Raw genomic sequence first — 21525 nt, 5'->3', positions numbered from 1 at the left:
TTGGTCATTTAACGTCCCGCTTGTTTTTTTTCTGTCCCACAAATATTATTATAAAACACTAATGATGATTTTTAAAGCCTTTTTAGTAACTTTTTTTATTTCTTTTTAAATTCTTCTTCTTCTGCTGGAAGATTCTATACCTAATTCCTCTCTGTACTTGGCAACCGTCCTCCTAGATATCTCAATATTGTAATCATTTAGCATGAAACAGATTACCTGATCTGATAACGGCTTCTTTTTGTTTTCCTTTTCAATAATACTTTTTATTTTATCTTTAACTGTATCAGTACTTATTTCTGTATTTCCTATATTTAATGAAGAAGTAAAAAGTTTTCTTATTAATATGATTCCATTAGGAGTATATATATATTTTCCCTTAACAGCTCTACTGATAGTTGAATCGCTTAAGCCAAGATCTTCAGCTACCTGTTTTATGCTCATAGGCTTCAGCTTTTCTTTACCATACTTAAAATATCTCTTCTGATTTTCAAGTATGTATTTTAGTATTCTAACTAAGGTTTCTTCTCTTTTGTCAATACCATTTAGTATATTGCGTGCCCTCTCGGTTTTTTTATCAATATATTCTTTAACCTCTTTCTCACATGCAAATTTCAGAAGCTTTCTATATTCCTTATTTATTTTTATCTTAGGAATTATTCCTTTTGTCATTTTTATCTTAAAGTCATCGTTTTCTTCATAGATTTCAGCTTCAGGTATTACATATTTTGTTTCTTCACCTGTATAAAAACCTCTTGACGGCTTAGGCTCAAGGTTTCTTATTATTTCACTACATCTCCTTGCCTTAGCAACACTTATACCTGCCTTTTTAGCTACAGCCCAATACCTGGCATATGCAATATCATCAAGACATTCTTCTACAACTATCTTCATTTCCTTCGTAAACATATTTTTTTCTTTAAGCTGTATAGCAAGACACTCTGTTAAGTTCCTGCTTCCAATACCGCACGGATCCATGGACTGAATTATATTAACTGCTGATTCTACATCTTCCCTACTACAGCACAGTTCTTCTGCGCCTTGAGCACTAGAGATTGGTAGATACCCACGTTCATCAATACATTCTATTAAATAGACGCATATTTTTCTCTGACTTTCGTCCAGTTTCATTTCTCCCAGCTGTTGCTGTAGATGGTTTCTCAGCGTCTTTTTTTCAGATATGAAGTAGAATGGTGTAATACATTCAGTTTCTTCTTTATAATCTTTGTCTTTAAAGCTATAAAGATTTTTTTCTACATACTCTTTTATCTTATAACTCTCATCATATCCAATAGTATACTCATCACCGCTGCAATCAAGTAGAGGATTTTCTGAAAGTTCCTTTTTTATAAACTCATAAAGATCAACTGAATTCATTTCAAGTATTTTAATGGACATTGACAATGATTGAGTCAGAATCAACTTTTGTTCCTGCGTCAAGTTCTGATTTAACTGCACTATATTACAACTCCTTTGCTCACAACTTCCTTCACTAATAACCATTTTTATTATAACATTAATCTAAAATCTACTTAAAACACTTTTTATTGTATTAACCTGTAAATCTTTTTGTTTTCAACGATTTACTGCATTAAAATTTCACCTTTTTAAATGCAATTTTCTAGACATTAAAAAAGAGTGGCTATACCACTCTATTTTCTCTTGATTTTCTACTTTTATAACAAACTCATTTTAATGACTGCAGATATTCTATAGCTGACAATGCTGCTATATTCCCTTCACCTGCTGCTTTAATATACTGATAGGGTTTTCCTACAGCATCACCTGCTGCAAAACACCCTTTTATGTTAGTTTGCATTAATCTGTCCACCGCAATATGATTTTCATTCATTTTCAGCCCTGGTACTAGCTGAATAGGAGATATTCTATCTCTAAGTATAAATACATAGTCAGTCTTAATAGACTCATTCTTCAATTGTACTTTTGCAGCTTTATATCCGCCCTCAATACTTATAACTTTATCTTTAATTACATGTATTTTAGAATTAACTTTCACATCTGCTTTATACACTGGAACATAAAATACTTCAGATGATATTCCAAGTAAAAATTCAGCTTCTGTTTCATATTTACTGCTGTACGATATTATTGTTGATACTTTATTTTTGCAAAGCTGCGCATCGCATGTAACACAGTAACTTACACCTCTTCCTAAGTGTTCCTTTTCTCCATCAATTGCTCCTTCAAAGCTTATTCCTGTTGCAAGAATTACTGTTTTAGCTTCATATGTTCCTTTATCAGATACTATTATGAAATAACTACCCATAGCAAATACAGTATTAACCTTCTCTTCTGTAACAACTATATTCATTAGCGATAGCTGTTTATCTATTTCATTTTTAAACTCTACACCGCTTTTCCCTGACAAACCTAAATAATTATTTATTTTTACTGCTTTAATAAGTTTATCACTGTAGTTCTTATTTCCAAATATAATGAATTTCTTCTTTCGAACACATGCATTAAGTGATGCAGACAGACCAGCAGGTCCGCTGCCCACTATTGCTATGTCGTATCTTTGTACCATAGTACCTCCTAAATAAATCATAAGTTATTTACAGCTGAGATTCTATATTTTTCTTTATTTCATCTTTTGGTAAAAAACCTATTATGGCTTTCTTATTTTCTCCATTCTTAAATACCATAGTTGTCGGGATTGACATAATTTTAAGTTCATCTGCAAGTTCAGGATTTTCATCAACATCAATTTTTATAAACTTTGCTTTTCCATCTAGTTCTTTTGATAATTCGTCCATTACAGAAGATAACATTCTGCATGGGCCACACCATGTTGCAAAAAAATCCACTACTACAATGCCTTTTTTTACTTCGCTCTTGAATTCTTTAACATCAACTGTTTTGACCATTGAACTGCCTCCTAATTATTTATTTTAAATATCAAAATCATAGAATTTTTTTCTTAATGTTCATTATATGCAGAGGCAATATCAAATGTTACTATTTATATTTTTTTATACAACTAGATATCAAGACGTTAAAAAAAGGTTTCTCACCAGAACTTCTGATGAAAAACCTTTTGTAATTTCTTATTTTTATTAACGAGAACCTTTTTCGTAAGGAACTCCATCTTCTTTTGGTGCTGCTGAACGTCCTACGAATAATATTAAAATTATTATTGTAAGTACATATGGAAGCATTGCAAGTATTTCTGAAGGTATTGCAAACTTTCCTCCACCAAGTACTACTGTAAGCGCTTGAGCAAACCCAAAAAGTAAACATGATCCGTATGCACCATGAGGTGTCCATTTACCAAATATAACTGCTGCCAATGCTATGAATCCCTGTCCACTTATTGCTGTTGGTGTGAACTGTGGAATAATAGCTAGTGTCATTGCTGCGCCACCAAATCCGGCTAATATTCCTGATATTATTACACATGTATAACGAGTCTTCTCAACACTTATTCCAAGTGTATCTGCAGCTGCAGGATGTTCTCCTACTGAACGTATACGAAGTCCCCATTTAGTTTTATAAAGAACAAACCACATTATAACTGTAGCAGCAAGTGCTAATATAACTGTTGCATCTACACTATTAAATATTTTAGGTATTTTATGTGATACAGGTTTTGTCATTGTTGCCTGCTCAAAAAGCAGTCTACATAAGAATAATGCAAGACCTGATCCTAAAAAGTTTATTGCGATACCTGATATTGTCTGGTCAGCTTTAAAGGTTATTGATGCTATAGCATGAAGTAAAGCTATAAGTCCACCAGCAATACCTGCTGCCATAAAACCTATCCATGCATTATTAGTAAAGTATCCTACTGAAGCACCTACGAATGCTCCCATAGTCATCATTCCTTCGATTCCGATATTTATAACTCCTGAACGTTCTGATATTACACCGCCAAGCGCTCCAAATATCAATGGTGCTGAATACATTAAAGTAATTCCTATTAATAATCCAATACTACTTAGCATTCTGTTCACCCCTCTTTTCAAGCTTATCAGCAAGTTTTGGAACAATTGCTGTTAGTGCTACAAAGAATACTATTGTTCCAATCATAATGTTGATTATTTCTGATGGTGCTCCAACTGTAAACTGAACTGATTGTCCACCATATAAAAGTCCTCCGAAAAGAAGTCCTGCAAATATACAGCCTATTGGTGAACTTCCTGCTATAAGCGCTACTGACATACCATTGAACCCAGCATTTTCAAATGCTGCAAGTGTTGAAATCTTATGTGGTTCTATTCCAGTTATAATAAGTGCACCTGCAAGACCTGATATAGCTCCTGCTATAACCATTGAAAGAATTATATTCTTATTAACATTTATACCTGCAAATTCTGCTGCATCTTTGTTAAATCCAACTGCTCTTAATTCATATCCCTTTGATGATTTATATAGTAATACCCATATTAATATTGCTACTATTATTGCAATAATTATACCTATATTAACATCTGTTTTAACAAACATTTCGTAAAGCCATGGCTGGCTTGAAAGAGCCTGCTGTCCCTCAGCTGTTTTCTTCCACTCTCCAAGTATTGTTGTAAAACCTGATGGATTTATGGCAACTGTACTTGTTGAATCTGGTTGATGGAATGCTTTCATATTTACTACAAAGTTACATAAATAAAGTGCAATCCAATTAAGCATTATACTTGTTATAACTTCATGTATTCCGAATTTTGCTTTAAGCAATCCTACTATTGCACCCCATAAAGCTCCAGCAATCACTCCAGCAAGGATTACTACTGGTATCTGTAAAACTGGTGGAAGATTTAATTTTATACCCACAATAACTGATGCTATTGTTCCTACTATATACTGTCCTTCTGCACCAATATTAAAAAGTCCAGTTTTAAATGCAAAGGCCACACTTACCGCTGTAAGTATTAATGGTGTAGCCTTAATTATTGTATTTGATATATATTTAGGCTTTGAAAACACACCTTTAAATAAAGCTGAAAAACATGCTATAGGACTATATCCTGTAAGCGCCAGTACAATTGATGCAACCATAAATCCGCAAAGTATTGCTATTACTGTTGCTGTAAAAGGCTTCTTAAGAATTTTGGCTAACTTTTTCATTCTTCTTACCTCCTGCCATTAACAAACCTACTGTATTTTCATCTACTTCGCCTTGTTTAAATGTGTTAACTATGTTTCCATCATAGATTACGGCTATTGTATCAGATACATTCATTACTTCATCAAGTTCAAGAGAAATTAAAAGTACTGCCTTACCTTTATCTCTTTCTTTAACAAGTGCCTTATGAACATATTCTATTGCTCCTACATCAAGTCCTCTCGTAGGCTGTACTGCTATAAGTAAATCAGGATCATTATAAACTTCCCTGGCAATTATAACCTTCTGCTGATTACCGCCTGATAAACCTCTAACTTTTTCATTCTCACAACCATCTGGCCTTATATCATACTGTTTAATCATTTCAGTAGTATGTTCTATAATTTTAGGCATATTAAGTATTCCTTTTTTGCAAAATGGTTCTTTCTTATAATTTTCGATAACCATATTTTCAGCAACTGTAAAATCTAATACGAGACCTCTCTTCTGTCTATCTTCATGTATTGTTGATATTTTATGTTTTATTACATTTTCAGGAGTTGTATTCTGTATTTCTACTCCATTTATCTTAATGGTACCGCTTTCTGACTTTGTAAGACAAGTTATAGCCTCAACTAACTCTTTTTGTCCATTTCCATCTATTCCTGCTATACCAACGATTTCGCCTCTATGAACTTTAAGTGATAAATTCTTTACTGCATCAAGTTTTCTTTCATCTTTAACATTTAAGTTATCAATCTCAAATACAACATCTTTCGGTTTAGCTGGTGTCTTATCTACAACCAACTTAACAGCATGTCCAACCATCTTTGTTGCAAGTTCTTCCTCTGTAATATCACTTACTTTAACAGTATCAATATATTGTCCTCTACGAATTATTGTACAAACATCTGATGATTTTTTTATTTCTTTTAACTTATGTGTAATAATAATTATTGTTTTTCCATCTGCAATAAGATTATGCATAATGTCTATAAGATCATTAATTTCCTGTGGTGTAAGCACAGCTGTAGGCTCATCAAGTATAAGAAGTTCAGCACCTCTATAAAGAGCCTTAAGTATTTCAACACGTTGTTGCATTCCAACAGAAATATCTTCAATTTTCGCGTCTGGATCCACTTCAAGTCCATACTTTTTAACTATATTAACTACTTCTTCACGTGCCTTTTTCATGTTTAAGACACCAAATTTATTAGCAATTTCACTGCCAAGGACGATATTCTGTGTTACTGTAAAGTTGTCAACAAGCATAAAATGCTGATGAACCATACCAATCCCGTTTTCTATAGCAACATTAGGATTCTTTATGTCTACTTTTTTACCATTAAGACTAATGTCTCCGCTGTCAGCTCTGTAAAGTCCGTATAGGACATTCATTAATGTACTCTTACCGGCACCATTTTCTCCTAGAAGCGCATGAATTGTACCTTTCTTAACATCTAAATTTATATTATCCAGTGCGCAAAATGAACCAAATGTTTTAGTGATCCCATGCATCTGAACTGCATACTCAGGACTAATATTCACAATAAATCCTCCTTATTAATTAGGGAAATACTCAAAAAATATTGAAGTATTTCCCTAAAATCAAACTTTATTTAATTAACAAATAAATTATTTAAGATCCTTAACAAATTTTTCGTATGAATCCTTGCTAGCTGGTGGTGTTATTTTTCCTGCTTTGATTTCATCCTGAATCTTCATAGTATCATCATATACTTTTTTATCTAGGTTGTCATTCTTTTCAGGAATTCCAACAGCACCTTCTTTTAATCCATAAGTGAATGTTTGTCCACCTATTTTCTTACCACTCATAGCATCTTTAGAAAGATTTTCAACTGCAACATTAACATTCTTTAATGCAGAAGTTAATACATTCTTTGGAGCTAAGTATGCCTGGTCTCTATCAACACCGATTGCAAACTTGTTAGCTTCTTTAGCAGCTTCAATAACTCCTACTCCAGTACCACCTGCAGCGTGGAATACTATATCACATCCCTTTGAGAACATTGAGTTTGCTATAGCTTTACCCTTTGCTGCATCATTGTAACTCTGAGCATACTGAGATTGAACTTCTATAGTCTTTCCTAATTCTTTAGCTGCATATTGTGCACCAGCTTTATATCCATATTCAAATTCATCTATAACAGCACTAGTCTGTCCACCTACAAATCCAACTTTTCCTGTCTTTGTAGTTTTACCAGCAATATATCCTACCATGAATGATGATTCTTCAGCTTTAAACATTACACCAGTAACATTACTTAGTGTATCCTTTCCATATGAATTATCTATAATAGCATAATTAACGTCAGGATTTTTCTTAGCCGCATTTGTTAAAGCATCAGCCATAGCATAACCTACACCCCATATTAACTTACATCCACTATCTGCTGCTTTATCAAGGTTAGTAGCATAATCAGATTCTTGTTTAGATTCTAAATAACTTACCTTTACATTTTTATCTTTAACATCTTTGCTTAACTGTTGTAGTCCTTCCCAAGATGACTGGTTAAATGACTGGTCATTAACTCCACCTGTATCAGTTACCATTGATACATTATAATTTTCTTTAGTTGCACTGTCGCCACTCTTTGCAGAATTGTTTGATGAACCACAGCCCATAAACATTGTTGTAGCAACCGCAATAGCTGAAATTGCAGCCATTAGTCTCTTCTTTTTCATTAAAGATTCCTCCTAAGCCCATTTTAAATTTTTATCACTGCTAAATAATAGCAGGTATAAACCTATATAATATTCGTAAACACATTTATTAGCATTTACAGCTTAATTTTATATAATTTTCTGAACAATTTCAATGTTTTTTTCTATTTTTTCGTTTTTTTTTGAAAAACATGCATTTTAAAGTCCAAAAATATATATTATTTAATTAAATATGTTATATCATTTTACTTTTAAAGAATACATTTTTTTAATTTCATTAAATTATACGTTTTATATTTTCTATTCACGGGTTATTGTTCGCATATTCAACTATTACCTGTAATATAATATGTATTTTGGGTTAGCTTTATGTCTATTTTAAAATAATATAAAAGGAATGTCCTTAAAATATATTTCAAAGACATTCCTTTTATATTATTTGTTATCGATAAAGAAAAGACCTGCCGCCTTAGGACCTGAATGTATTCCAACAGTACAGCCAACTTCTGTATCAATATATTCTATTTTGTTTTCGTTAAAATATTTCATAAGACCTTCACGTATATCCTTATTTTCAACATGAAACAGTACAATTGGTGTACCTTCCTTATGCCCATATTTCTCAAAATCTTCTATAATACGCTTAACAGCTTTTTTTGTTCCTCTAACCTTATCCTTAACAGCCATCATTCCATCTTTTACTTCAAGAATAAGTTTAATATTAAGTACACTTCCTATAACACCAACAGTTTTAGATATTCTTCCTCCTCTTACAAGGTTCTCTAAACTTTCAAATGCCAATGAACTCTGGATATGACCTTTTATTTCATCAAGTTTATCCTTGATTTCATTTATAGTAAGACCCTGTCTGCTAAGCTCCGCTGCCTGAATCACAAGTATTCCCAGTCCAGATGTTACAGTCTGAGAATCAACAACAACAATATTATCTGTTTCAAGCATATCTTTCGCTATACATGCTGACTGATATGTTCCGCTCATATTTGAAGATAGATGTATCGATACTATCTTATATCCTTCATCAAGAAATTTTTTATAGCACTCTGCAAATCTATTAGGAGTCACCTGTGCAGTTGTTGGAAGAACATTTTCTTCATTAATTCTTTTTATAAGCTGCTGAAGGTTAATATCCACACCATCTAAATAGCTTTCTTCTCCGAAGTTAATTAATAGAGGCAACACTTCCACATCATACTTTTCAAATATTTCCTTAGGTAAATCTGCTGTGCTATCTGTAATTATCTTTATTTTTTCCATGTTAATTACCCCCTATTTCATCCCTGGAAAACCAATTTGTCTAAGCGCTTCATATGCAACTATTGCAACAGTATTTGATAAATTAAGTGAACGCGTACTAGTTTCAAGCATTGGTGTTCTAATACCTTGGATATCATTATGAACATTGTCAGGAACACCACATGACTCTCTTCCAAACATTATAAAATCTCCCTGCTTAAATTTAACATCGCTATAAATTTCTTTTGCATGTGTTGATGCCAGAAACATCCTCTTATCCTTATTTATCTCCATAAATTCTTCATAACTTTCATATATCTCTAACTTTAAGTCTTTCCAATAATCAAGACCTGCTCTTTTTAAATGCTTCTCATCAAGACTAAATCCTAAAGGCTTAATAAGATGTAGTGTTGAATTTGTAAGCACACAAGTTCTTGCTATATTACCTGTATTCTGTGGTATCTCTGGTTGATATAAAACTATATTAAGATTCACTATAGTGTCCTCCAAATTACTAATTAATATTAATCATATTGTTTAATTATTATAATATTTAATATACACTACCTTTTACATTTAGTCAAAATAGCTTAAATCTAAAACAGGAAAAATTGCTTAACATAAAATTCAAATTCAATTTCATCTACTATTCTCCTCTTTATAGCGAGCAGAAGTAAATAGCCCTCTGAATTACCACAGCCCTCATAATCTGTCTTTATGCATACATTAGGTATTGTTATTATAAGTTTGTTAAGTATCTAATATAACTTTTAATATATCATCAACTACTTCTTCTTTCCCTGTAATTACTTTAGAAATATTTTTCTTAAGGCTTTCAATTTTTGTCATTTTCCCTTCCCCTAAATTGATAATATAACCCAATATAATGATTATATATTATTTTTTAAAATTTTACTATATATATCCATTATTTATTATTTTTTATAAACTTGTAAATAGTATACAACTATCTTTAAATTAAAAAAGCCGATACAAAATGTATAACACTCTTTTGTATCAGCTTTTTTCGTATAATTATATTTATTGTTTTGCTTCAGTATTGTTGTTTTGTGTGGGCTTTTGTTGCGCAGCCTCTGGCTCCTGCTTTTTCTTAGCTTCTTCTTCTGCCTTTTTCTTAGCTTCTTCTTCTGCCTTTTTCTTAGCCTCTTCTTCCTGCTTTGCCTTTTGTACAGCATCATTGTTTACCGTAGGCTGCACCGCTTTCTGAGTACCCACTCTCTTTACTCCATCTACTTTTGAATAAGTGTCTTTTGCTACAAATTCCTTAGCAATCTGGCTACCATTTTGATAAGTTATTCTGTAGGAATTTACCACTACACCATCTATAGCTTTCTCATCCCAAACTACCTGGCCTTCCTTTAATGTGGAATCCTTAACAGTTTTAGCTCCTGCTGGTATATTCTTAACTTTTTCTGCTACAAGATCATAAGTTTTTCCACCCATACCGGCCTTGTTGCCATAGACATTAAATATAACCTGATTTGATGTAGTATATCCTTGAATATATATAGGAAAATCATATGTATTCTTAAACTTGTAATCAAGATATCCCCATGAAACAGTAGCATCAAGTCCGTAATCTGAATATGTAGCTTTTAATGAATGATTATGTCTTTCTGTTGACTTTATTCCAGCACCCATAATCGCTCTATATAAAGTTGTAGATACCTGGCAGACGCCACCACCTACATCCTGTTCAACTTTATTATTAATATAGACAGCCCCATTTCTAAAGCCTCTCTCTACAGTTCTTTCACCAACAGTATCGTTATATGAAAAAGTATCTCCAGGCATTACTACTGTTCCATTTATAAAACCAGTTGCTATTTCAAGATTCTTGCTTCTATCAACATTTGATGGATCAAACTGTGTTGAAAATCCAGAAATCTTTCCATCTATTTTAGCAAGATCTGCTTTTTTTACCTTAGGTTCAGTAACCTTAGTAGGTATCTCTATAGTAACTGATGTATCTTTTTCAGAAGTAATACTATCTTTAATAAGTTTGTCAAGCTTGTCTATGTCAACTGCTATACCTGTCTTATCATCAGTAACTGATATGCTGCCACCATTTAAAGCTATTGTCGCATTCTTTACAGATACATTTAAATCTTTTGAAATTTTATTTTCAAATGATTTTATTGGCTCAGTATTATAATCAAACTTTAATGTTAAATCTTTTGCCACTCCCTTTTTGATAAGCTTATGTTTTTCAAACACGCCTTTGTCTTTTCCATATTTAAAAGCTTCTTCAACTGTATCATCAACATTGAACTTTGGACTCAAGTCTGAATACTTTAATTGGTACGATTTATCACCTTTTTTAGCTGTGATTACTTTTCTATTTATAGCTTCTTCATAAGATAGTAACTCTTCTTTTGCTTGCTCTTTAGTTTTTCCAGATAAATCTATTCCTGCCACCTTAACACCAGAATAAATTCTGTTTTCCCAATCAGCAACACTATGCTTAACTGATAATGTATATCCTACTCCACATGCAGCTGAAACGGCTAAAACCGAACATGCTATAACTGCATATCTCTGCATCTTTAAGTTTTTTTTAGATTTTTTCTTCATCGACTTTCTCTCCTCAAAATTCATCACCATTTATTATACTATATATATTTTCCTATATGTATATAAAATTAGTTTTTTTACTCTTTTTTTATTATAACTTTTATATTTTTACACTATGTTACATTTTAACTACAATCTATTTCATAAGTTCTAATATTTTACTCAATAGCTATTCGACTCAGAACAATAAATTAGACTTTCACACCTTGAATGCAATTTTCTAAACTATAAATAAGGAATCAGTATCAACGTGAACTGATTCCTTCCTAAAGCTTATTTTCTTAATTCTACTCTCAACTTTCTTAATAATAACGCTACTCATTATAGAATTAACTTACAGTGTAACTTTTGCTCTTGTCTTTGATACTTCGCCATCAAAATCAAATGCTTCAATTGTAACATTTATAGGTTTATTCTTTTGCAAAGTGAGTTTGCTATTTTTAATTACAAAACTTGTAGCATCTCTGTCAACAGTACCTACCCAGTAATTATTTACGAATATATTATATCCAAGAAGATCTTTGTCGCTATTCTTGTCCCATTTAACATAAATATTATTGTTATCCATTGTTGCCTGAAGACCTCTTACAACCCTTGGCTGAATAAGGAAATCTATACTATCAGGTCCCCAATTCAAATCTACAGCTGAAGAAATACCCCTTATTCGTCCTTTTTCTGTATACTGCCACATCTTCCATCGCTTCCATCCCCCTATATCAGGCGGAACAGCTGGATTTACAGGCACATCTCTATACATTGCAATCCATAGAGGCATATTACTTAGTGGATAACCTTTACCTGGCACATTAAAATTGTTATATAACTCAATAAAGAAAAGCCCTGTATAAAGCATCAATCTTCTTCTAGTCTTTGATTCAAATCTTTTTCTAAATCTGTCAACCCAGTTAATTAAAGCTGTAGTTGAGATTGATTTATCAGTAGGTGCTTCAACATCAACTACTGGGAAAAGTTCTCCATAATCCTTTACTCCAAATCCCTGCTGAAGTGCATCTATAAAGCCATCGCACTGCTGATCAGCTGTAGTCAGATCATATGATGGCACTGCATAATGATAAGCTCCGCATGGTATTCCATAATCCCTACATGATTTTGCGTATTGAATAAACTTTCTATCTATTCTAAACCTCCCTGTAGCTGATCCAGATGCTCTTAAGTATATAAAATCTACTGTATATGCAAGAACACTAAAATCTGCATTCTGTGTATATTCATTAATGTCCGGTCCGAACGTACTTTGTGGATTGTTATTCTGCATATTGTCCTCCAACATAAAAATACTCATATTAATATAATATAAATATGAATACTTTATGTTACAATCTGCTATTTAATTTTATTTAGTTCAATTATGAAAATAATCTTATCATTAATATACTCAGCCCATATCTTTCCTTTATGAAGTTCAACTATATGCTTACTTATCGCAAGCCCTAATCCACTTCCTGTTGCCTTTACTGAGTTTCTTGAATCATCAACCCTATAAAATCTATCAAAAAGCCTATCTATTTTTTCTTTAGGTATAAACTCACTTCTATTAGCAAAGGTTATCAGCACTTTTTTATCTTTATCTCTTATTCCTATCTCAAAATCACATGGTTTTGAAGCATACTTCACAGCATTTGAGAACATATTTTCAAACACTCTAAGCATTTTATCTACATCTATATTAACAAAGATATTCTTATCAATGTTTCTTACAACATTCAAGTTGTTTTCTACAAAAACAGGAATGTATTCTTCTATAAGCTGAGATATAAATTCATTTATATCTATCTTCTGTTTTTTCAGTGTTATCATATTATTACTTAATTTTGTATATTCAAAAAGATCTTCCATCAATACTTTTATTTTCTGTGACTTTACAAACGCAATATTAATATATTCCTCCATCTGATTCATATCTGTATATTTTCTTTCCTTAATAAGTCCAAGATACCCCATAACAGATGTAAGCGGAGTTCTTAAGTCATGAGATACATTAGTTATCAGATCATTTTTTGTTTTTTCTGCTCTTCTTTCCTGCTGCATCCTTCGCTCAATTTCTCTCGCCATGTTGTTTATATTCTTAGCAATCTTGCTTATTTCGTCGTTTCCAAGTTCATTTATTCTATAATTCAGATTACCATCTGCAATTGTACTCAGCCCTATCGATATATCATTTAAATATTTCATTTTGTCCCTTGTAAGCTTCAAAAATGACATGGCAAAAACGATGACAGCAATCATTACAGAAAACATGCTGATACCGCTGTTATAATATTCATCCTTATTTGTAACTTCCGCATCAGCAAAATAAAATACTATTGCAGGCTGGTTATTAAACTTTATGTTTGAAAATGATACAAGCTCCTCTTTAGAGAAATTTGCAAAATATCTTCTTGATATCTTATCTTCATCACAAGTCTTTTCAGATATCTTCATCATTTTGCTGATATCTATTTGGGGCTCTGGTATATTTCCATACTTATAAAGAACATTACCATCAAAATCAGTAACTGCAATTCTCCTGTTCCCAACAAGATCCATATTCATAATAATGCTATTCATATCATTGCTTTTTATCGAAGAAAACTTATTCTTTGTGTATGAACTGTATGAATTCTCAAACGATTTCTTCATATTTGCAATTGCAGTTCTATCTACTATCGTGACAGTTCTGTACTGGTTATGCCCAAATATTGTATTGGATATCATGAAGGTAACTCCTGCAAAAAACAGACATATACCAAACACAACAATTATTGCAAATCTAATATTTTTGTCCATATTTCTTTTTGTCATTTTCACAACAAGTCTTATTGGTGCCATTATACGTTTATTCCATAACCTTTTAACCAGCGACTGCTGTGCTATTTTATTTTTCAATTTTATATCCAACTCCCCAGACTGTCTTTATATATTTAGGCATTCTAGAATTCTCACCAAGTTTTTCACGTATCTTTCTTATATGAACCATAACTGTATTATCTGATTCCATAAAATCTTCTTTCCATACACTTTCATATATGTTTTCTATAGAAAAGACCTTCCCCCTGTTTTCTGCAAGCAGTAATAAAATATCAAATTCTGTAGGAGTAAGCTTCTTTTCCTCATCACCTACAAACACCTGATGATTTACAACATTTATTTTTAAGTCATCTATAGTAATAATCTCATCATTCTTAACTTCTGCAGCAGGAGTCATATTGTTTAATCTTGTGTATCTTCTAAGTTGTGACTTTACTCTTGCTATAAGTTCAAGCGGATTGAATGGCTTAGTCACATAATCATCTGCTCCTGTAGTAAGTCCTAGTATTTTATCCATATCCTCAACTTTAGCTGACAGCATTATAATTGGAGTATTAATTTTCTCCCTTACCTTCATACATACACCTATACCATCAATCTTTGGCATCATTATATCAAGAATTATAAGATCTATTTTTCTCTCTTCAATATATTTAAGCGCCTCTTCACCATCTTCAGCAAGGATAGTGTCATAGCCCTCTCCTTTAAGATATATATTAATAAGATCCCTTATCTCCTTTTCATCATCTGCAATAAGAATTGTAGCTTTATTTCCTTCAGACATTAACTTTTCCCCTTTATCTTTATTTTTACTTTTATGTCTACCATTATATTATAATATTAATCTTAACACTAACTGTAAGATTTCTGAATATTTTCTGAATAATTATCGCAATCAACTCTAGAAACTAAAAAACACTAAATTAATCACTTATATATTAATCTTCAAAACAGATTGTCTCCCAAAAAATGTATAATTGCAGATAATCCTTCGATACATATGTTTCTTAATTATGGTTTTAAAGAAGTAAGCCATAATACAGATCTAGTTCTAGTAAAAAAGAAGGAACCCAAGTTAGAATCTTGAGTTCCATGAAAAAGAGTCTTTCTAATTATCTGTCTCTTTTAATGATGTTTCTATGATGTTTTCAATAAACTGCTTAAATTCTATTCCTAATCCTTTTGCACTCTTAGGGAAAAGGCTGTTTGCAGTAAGTCCTGGTAAAGTATTTACCTCTAGTACATAAGGCACACCATTGCTTATTATCATATCAACTCTGGCATAAACTCCACATTTTATTCCTTTATATGTGGCAAGTGCAAGCTTCTTAACTTCTTTATATAAGTTTTCTTCTAGTTCAACGATAAATTCATCTGATCCGCCATCAGCATATTTTGCTGTGTAATCAAAGAATTCTGCATGAGGCTTTATTGCTAATACTGGATACATTTCTCCGTCAAATATAGGACATGTTATTTCATCTCCCTTGATGAATTGTTCAATCATAACTTCATTATCCCACTTAAGACCTTCACGTACTGCATTTTCAATTTCTGACTTATCCTTTAAAACAAAAGTTGCAACTGAAGATCCTCCATTGTTAGGCTTAACAACTATTGGAAGTCCAAATTCTTCAACCTTTTTATAATCTATTTCTTCTACAGAACGAACTGTAAACCAGTCTGCTGTTCTTATATCACAGGCTTTTAATACTTTCTTTGTCATATCTTTATCCATGCATATTCCACTACTTAATGGACTACATCCTGAATAAGGTATTTTCATTGTCTGAAGAACTGATTGAACTGTACCATCTTCTCCAAATTTACCATGTAGAGCCAGAAAAGCAAAATCAATTCCTTTTACTTTTTCAACAAGCTCCTCAGTCTTTTTTATATCTATTGCAACTACTTCGTATTTACTATCTTTTAATGCGTTTATAACAGCTTCTCCAGATTTAAGTGATATTTCTCTTTCTGAAGAAATTCCACCCATTATTACTCCAACTTTCATATTAAAATCCTCCTAAATGACTTTCTTTACATCTTCTACAATGATTTTAACAAATAAAATATTTATTTTTAAGTACCACAGTGTCACGATTTATAAACATACGTGGACTACATAAAACTAAACTGTTATTCATAAATATCTGAGAACTCGACATTGATAGTTTCTATATTACTATTTCCTCTTTGTATAATATTTATGTTGCTGCACTGATCCTTGTTAGCATCTATTGGCAGATTGATGATAAACTCACTACCTTCACCAACTTTACTCTTAAGTTCTATAGTACCTTTATGCAGTTCAACAAGCGATTTAACTAAGGACAATCCTATACCACTTCCTTCATTTTGTCTTGTAAGAGACTTGTCCACTTGTCTAAATCTTTCAAAGACTTCTTCTATCATATCGCCAGGTATTCCGACTCCATTATCTTTAACGCTTATTACTACATTATTTTTTTCCTCGTCTATTGAGATAGTAACAATAATTCTTCCTCCTCTTGGAGTGAATTTTATGGCATTTGATAAAAGGTTCAGGATAATTCTTTCAACTTTATCAGAATCACAGTAAACCATTTTTTCTTCCTCATAAGTATCAAATACAAGGCTCAGGCCCTTAGCTTCAGCATAAGGAACAACTGACTGGGTCATATTTTCTATAAGACTTACAATATCATACCTACTAATTGTAAGTTTTAAGAAACCTGAATCTATCTTTGTAATATCAATCAAATTGTTAATAAGCCTCAAAAGCCTGTAGCAATTCTGTTTTAACGGTTTATTATACTTTTTAAAGTAATCTTCTGTACTATTATTTTGAAGTTCAGTAATCTGCAAAATAGAGAAAATAACATTTATAGGTGTCCTTAATTCATGCGATATATTTGAGAAGAATTCAGTCTTAACCTTATCATATTCAATAGTATCCTGTAGTTTCTTTGACTCACATTCTTTCTCTTCTTCAGCCTTCTTCCTTCTTGTTATATCTCTTGCACTTAAAATTACTCCATTATTATAATCAGCACCATTTAACGGACTTATAACATATTCAACCCATATGCACTTCTGACTTAACGAATCCACTATCATCTCACACTGATTTGTAACAGTATCTCTATGCTTTACGCAAGAATTGATATCATCAATAACCTGCATTATATAGTTTTCACGTATATTATGTATCCATGATACACCTATATAATCCTGATACAGTCCACCGAACATTTTTGTATAAGAAGGTGAGCAGTATGTTATCTTGCCACTCTTATCAAGCTGACATATAAGATCTGATATATTATTAGTAATATTTCTAAACTTTCTTTCACTATTTACAAGATGTTTTGTAAGAAGTATATTATCAGTTTCATCTGACAACAGCATTACAAATGTATTTTCACCTGTAAACTCATTTTTTATCGGATAAACAGACATATCATAAAACTTTTTGCCTTTTACATCATTAACTATAGTCTTAACTGCTACGCCATGATTTTTAATAGCTTTATCAAAAATCTCCTTGTAAGAAGAACTGCCCTTAAAATCGAATTTCATTTCAGAATAATTTTTTTTATTATAAAAATTTAAAAGTCTTTTAAACGCAGGATTAAGATATTCAGGATTATTGTTTTCGTCAACTATAGCTATAAGGTTGCCTATAGATTCAATAATACTGTAATATTTCATAAGTTTATTCTGATAAATTCTCTCTTCCTCTATTTTCATATTAAGAACTTTTATCTTTATTATAAACTCGCAACATATACCAATTACTGGCACAGAATATGAAATTATATCATATATGTTACTAAGATACATAAAATTATCAACAAAAATCCTTCTATTCAGTCTAAAGATTTCAGCAATAATTGTAAAATAGTAGCTTATGCATATTGTATAAACATAAATACTTCCGCTTTTTCTATAATCTTTATACAAAAAATACAAGATAATAAAATTAAATAAGATAAGAATAAAACTTAAATAGAACGGAACACTAAGCTCATTATTCACATGGATTATTTCAAGCCAGTTATAATCAAGAAAATATAAAAATGCTCCAAAAAAAGCACATGAAATCATTATTTCTATTATTCTTTTTGTGGCTATCATCAAATTAGAATTTCTCCGTATATTTGAGCCTAGTATTATACAGGCAATTATTAGATTAGATATAAGGGTTTCTTCACTGAATCCTCTGTTCGCTGCGACTATGGCCAGAGAATTGCGTCTTGAAAAAGAATTTACAAGAGCTGTAAACCAAAGTCCACTTGAAATTGCAAACTTAACAGCAAGAGCTAAAATTAAAATATCTTTTTTGTATAAGTAATATGATACATTTGCAAGACACACAAGAGATGATAGTATTAGTAAAGAACTATACAAATATATAACATTGGTCTGTGTAGCTATACTTCCCAAACCTAACCTCCTACACACCAATAATGTTATTATTGTAAAAATAGCCAACATAAAATTTATTAAAGCTGTACCTTTTTTCATTAATTGCACTTCCCCATGAATCTAAAAATAATATATCTAATGCTCCTCTACTTATTATACCATTATTTTACCGATTTACCTATTTTTATTTCCTTACCTTTTTAAAATATTTGCAGTATTCTTTTATTCCGCAATTGTCACATTTAGGATTTTTGGCTGTACAGCATCTTCTGCCATGAAATATTAAGACATGGTGCATCAAAGTCCATTCAGATTTTTTAATTTTCTTCTGCAACTGCATTTCAACATCATATACATCATCTGAATTTGCCAGTCCTATTCGGTTTGAAACTCTAAATACATGCGTATCCACAGCTATTGAAGGTATACCAAAAGCATTTGAAAGTACAACATTAGCTGTTTTTCTGCCAGCACCAGGAAGAGATGTTATTCCCTCCATTGTCTCAGGAACTTCTCCACCAAAATCATTTCTAATTTTCTCTGCTAAAAGTACAAGATTTTTAGCTTTATTTCTGTACAGTCCTATTACTCTTATTTTATCTTCAAGCATTTCCTGTGTAAGATTTGCAAAACTTTCTGCGTCAGGGTAATCCTTAAATAATTCCTTAGTAACTTCATTAACCTTTTTATCAGTAGTCTGAGCTGACAAAACTGTTGCTACAAGCAGCTGGAATGGAGTTTCATAGTTAAGCTCACATTTTGCATCAGGATACATTTCCTTTAATTTTTCAATAATTATTTTATTCTTCTTTTGCATAATTTTCTTCCTTTATTTATTTATTCATAGACTCCCCTGTAAGATTCCGGAAGCATAACTGCAATTTTTTTCATAAGCATCTCAATACATCTATCGTCATATTCATGCTTTGTTTCTTCCTTTACCTTTTTAGGCATATCTATTGCTTCACCTATATTTACAGTAACTTTTCCTATCTGCCACTTTTCGTCTCCCATATTTCCGTTCTTACTTATTGGAAGGACTTTTTCACTTCCACAGATTGATATAGGTACAACATTAGCCTTTGTAAGTCTTACAGGTAAAAGTACACCCTTTTTACCTTCATTCATTGATGCAGTTCTACTTCTTGTACCTTCCGGGAAAATGAGCATATTATTACCATTTTTAATCGTACTTATCATTTGATTTATTGCTTCCTTATCAGGTGTATTAGGATTTATATTTATTGTTTTTACTACTTCCATACCAAAGTTAGTTACAGGGTCCTTTGTAAGCTTTATTCCTGCAACAAAATATGGTTTCTTTTCCTTAAGTACTTTATTTAGAATAAGTGCATCAGAATTGCTCAAATGATTACATACAAAAATAATGGGTCCTTTTATATTATTAAGTTTTTCAAGTCCATTTATTTCAAGGTCAACGTATTTTTTTATATACCACTCTATTGCTTCACTAACTATCTTTGTCCTTAATGTCTTTGGTAATAATGATAATAACTTTACCTTAAAAGGTGACATCATAGCTAAAACACTCCCCTTATATATTTTTTATTAAGATATAACAACTATTTGATAAATGAAATTTGAGATATAATGTTAAATTTATAATTTCGAATTGAACTTCCTAATAGGAGTTCACGCCAAGGCATAAGCGAACATACCAAATCAGAGATTTGGAATGCCTGCTTGGTCGAGACGTAAGCGAACATACCAAATCAGAGATTTGGAATGCCTGCTTGGTCGAGACGTAAGCGAACATGCCAAATCAAAGATTTGGAATGCCTGCTTGGTCGAGACGTAAGCGAACATACCAAATCAGAGATTTGGAATGCCTGCTTAAATAAGAGGAGCTTTGCTCCTCTTTAAAACTCTGTAATTATACAATTTAAGAAGTTTGGAGGTACCCTCCATAAAATATAAAAATCCATTTACGGATTTCATCCTGAATTATACATTATACAATATACATTCTACATTATTTAGTAAATTCTCATTTATCAAAAAGTTTATACTATTATGTATTACTATCAATTCTATATCATCATTTATCCTATATATAATTATAGAACACAAAAAAAAATCACACAACGGTGATTTTTTTCTTATAAATTTATATTGTCATATTGTTATAGATTTTATTCTTTTTCCCTCTATAATCCTCTATTTCGATAATTTCAGCACTAGGTTTTTGAATAATCTTTGCTGGTATGCCAACAGCAGTAGCCCCAGCTGGAATATCCTTAAGGACTACTGAATTAGCACCAATATTAGAATTGTCACCAATTTTAATATTGCCTAGAACCTTTGCTCCACATCCTATTAAAACATTATTTCCTACAGTAGGATGTCTCTTGCCTTTTTCTTTACCTGTTCCTCCAAGTGTAACACCATGATAAATTGTAACATTATCTCCAATTTCGGCTGTTTCTCCAATTACTACTCCCATACCATGATCAATAAATAGTCCTTTTCCTATTTTTGCACCAGGATGAATTTCTATACCAGTAAAATGTCTTGAAAGCTGAGATGTTAATCTTGCTATAAAAAACATTTTATGCTTATAAAACCAATGTGCTATTCTATGACTTATAAGTGCATGAACACTGGGATAAAGAATTAATACTTCAAGTTTGTTTCTTGCTGCTGGATCATTATCAAGCACTCTTTGCAAATCATAATTAAGATTTTTAAACACCCGA

Annotated in this window: 18 protein-coding genes; all 18 read right to left on the bottom strand. The window is 31.7% G+C overall.

Translation table 11 applies throughout. The annotated features are described in order from the left end of the window. Positions 1-105: 105 nt before the first annotated feature. Positions 106-1455 carry an RNA polymerase factor sigma-54 gene (rpoN, locus tag FYJ33_RS10145; RefSeq protein WP_206046669.1) on the bottom strand — a complete coding sequence of 450 codons (1350 nt, stop codon included), beginning with the start codon at positions 1453-1455 and terminating at the stop codon, positions 106-108. Positions 1456-1684: 229 nt separating this feature from the next. Beyond that, the gene (locus tag FYJ33_RS10140; RefSeq protein ID WP_154531620.1) at positions 1685-2545 is read right to left on the bottom strand and encodes an NAD(P)/FAD-dependent oxidoreductase; all 861 of its coding nucleotides are present in this window, start codon (positions 2543-2545) and stop codon (positions 1685-1687) included. A 28-nt stretch (positions 2546-2573) separates the two neighbouring features. After that, the gene (gene trxA, locus FYJ33_RS10135; protein WP_154531619.1) at positions 2574-2885 is read right to left on the bottom strand and encodes a thioredoxin; all 312 of its coding nucleotides are present in this window, start codon (positions 2883-2885) and stop codon (positions 2574-2576) included. A gap of 189 nt (positions 2886-3074) precedes the next feature. Further along, positions 3075-3962, bottom strand: coding sequence for an ABC transporter permease (locus FYJ33_RS10130; RefSeq protein ID WP_154531618.1), 888 nt, complete (start codon positions 3960-3962; stop codon positions 3075-3077). Beyond that, complete coding sequence (locus tag FYJ33_RS10125; RefSeq protein ID WP_154531617.1) at positions 3952-5079, bottom strand: ABC transporter permease; 1128 nt, start codon at positions 5077-5079, stop codon at positions 3952-3954. Before FYJ33_RS10125 ends, FYJ33_RS10130 begins: the two co-directional genes overlap by 11 nt. Next, positions 5054-6604: an ABC transporter ATP-binding protein gene (locus FYJ33_RS10120; protein WP_277643686.1), complete on the bottom strand. Its 1551-nt coding sequence runs from the start codon at positions 6602-6604 to the stop codon at positions 5054-5056. The genes FYJ33_RS10125 and FYJ33_RS10120 overlap by 26 nt, the downstream gene beginning before the upstream one ends. Before the next feature lie 87 nt (positions 6605-6691). Then, complete coding sequence (locus FYJ33_RS10115; RefSeq protein ID WP_154531616.1) at positions 6692-7762, bottom strand: BMP family lipoprotein; 1071 nt, start codon at positions 7760-7762, stop codon at positions 6692-6694. 414 nt (positions 7763-8176) lie between these two features. Continuing rightward, complete coding sequence (locus FYJ33_RS10110) at positions 8177-9016, bottom strand: DegV family protein (protein WP_154531615.1); 840 nt, start codon at positions 9014-9016, stop codon at positions 8177-8179. Between the two features lie 12 nt (positions 9017-9028). Next, positions 9029-9490, bottom strand: a complete 462-nt coding sequence (locus FYJ33_RS10105; RefSeq protein WP_277643683.1) for a tRNA (cytidine(34)-2'-O)-methyltransferase — start codon at positions 9488-9490, stop codon at positions 9029-9031. Between the two features lie 546 nt (positions 9491-10036). Beyond that, on the bottom strand, positions 10037-11590 hold the full coding sequence (locus tag FYJ33_RS10100) for a VanW family protein (protein WP_206046668.1): 1554 nt from the start codon (positions 11588-11590) through the stop codon (positions 10037-10039). A 334-nt stretch (positions 11591-11924) separates the two neighbouring features. Continuing rightward, a complete protein-coding gene (locus tag FYJ33_RS10095; protein WP_154531612.1) occupies positions 11925-12866 on the bottom strand; it encodes a glycoside hydrolase family 25 protein in 942 nt (313 codons plus the stop codon). A 68-nt stretch (positions 12867-12934) separates the two neighbouring features. Next, positions 12935-14476: a HAMP domain-containing sensor histidine kinase gene (locus tag FYJ33_RS10090; protein WP_154531611.1), complete on the bottom strand. Its 1542-nt coding sequence runs from the start codon at positions 14474-14476 to the stop codon at positions 12935-12937. Then, positions 14466-15182 (bottom strand): response regulator transcription factor, encoded by a 717-nt coding sequence (locus tag FYJ33_RS10085; RefSeq protein WP_154531610.1) that lies wholly within the window; start codon positions 15180-15182, stop codon positions 14466-14468. The genes FYJ33_RS10090 and FYJ33_RS10085 overlap by 11 nt, the downstream gene beginning before the upstream one ends. Before the next feature lie 324 nt (positions 15183-15506). Next, complete coding sequence (locus tag FYJ33_RS10080) at positions 15507-16412, bottom strand: D-alanine--D-alanine ligase (protein ID WP_154531609.1); 906 nt, start codon at positions 16410-16412, stop codon at positions 15507-15509. Between the two features lie 125 nt (positions 16413-16537). Then, a complete protein-coding gene (locus FYJ33_RS10075) occupies positions 16538-18826 on the bottom strand; it encodes a PAS domain-containing sensor histidine kinase (RefSeq protein WP_206046667.1) in 2289 nt (762 codons plus the stop codon). A 166-nt stretch (positions 18827-18992) separates the two neighbouring features. Further along, positions 18993-19625, bottom strand: a complete 633-nt coding sequence (gene nth, locus FYJ33_RS10070) for an endonuclease III (RefSeq protein ID WP_154531607.1) — start codon at positions 19623-19625, stop codon at positions 18993-18995. Positions 19626-19645: 20 nt separating this feature from the next. Further along, the gene (locus tag FYJ33_RS10065) at positions 19646-20347 is read right to left on the bottom strand and encodes a lysophospholipid acyltransferase family protein (protein WP_154531606.1); all 702 of its coding nucleotides are present in this window, start codon (positions 20345-20347) and stop codon (positions 19646-19648) included. A 589-nt stretch (positions 20348-20936) separates the two neighbouring features. Beyond that, entirely contained in the window at positions 20937-21521 is a 585-nt protein-coding gene (gene epsC / locus FYJ33_RS10060; protein ID WP_277644293.1) for a serine O-acetyltransferase EpsC, read from the bottom strand. Positions 21522-21525: the final 4 nt, after the last annotated feature.

The organism is Inconstantimicrobium porci (genome assembly GCF_009696465.1).
Classification (GTDB): Bacteria; Bacillota; Clostridia; order Clostridiales; family Clostridiaceae; genus Inconstantimicrobium; species Inconstantimicrobium porci.
The sequence above is the reverse complement of the archived record's forward strand: the minus strand, read 5'-3'. Positions and strand labels throughout refer to the sequence as shown.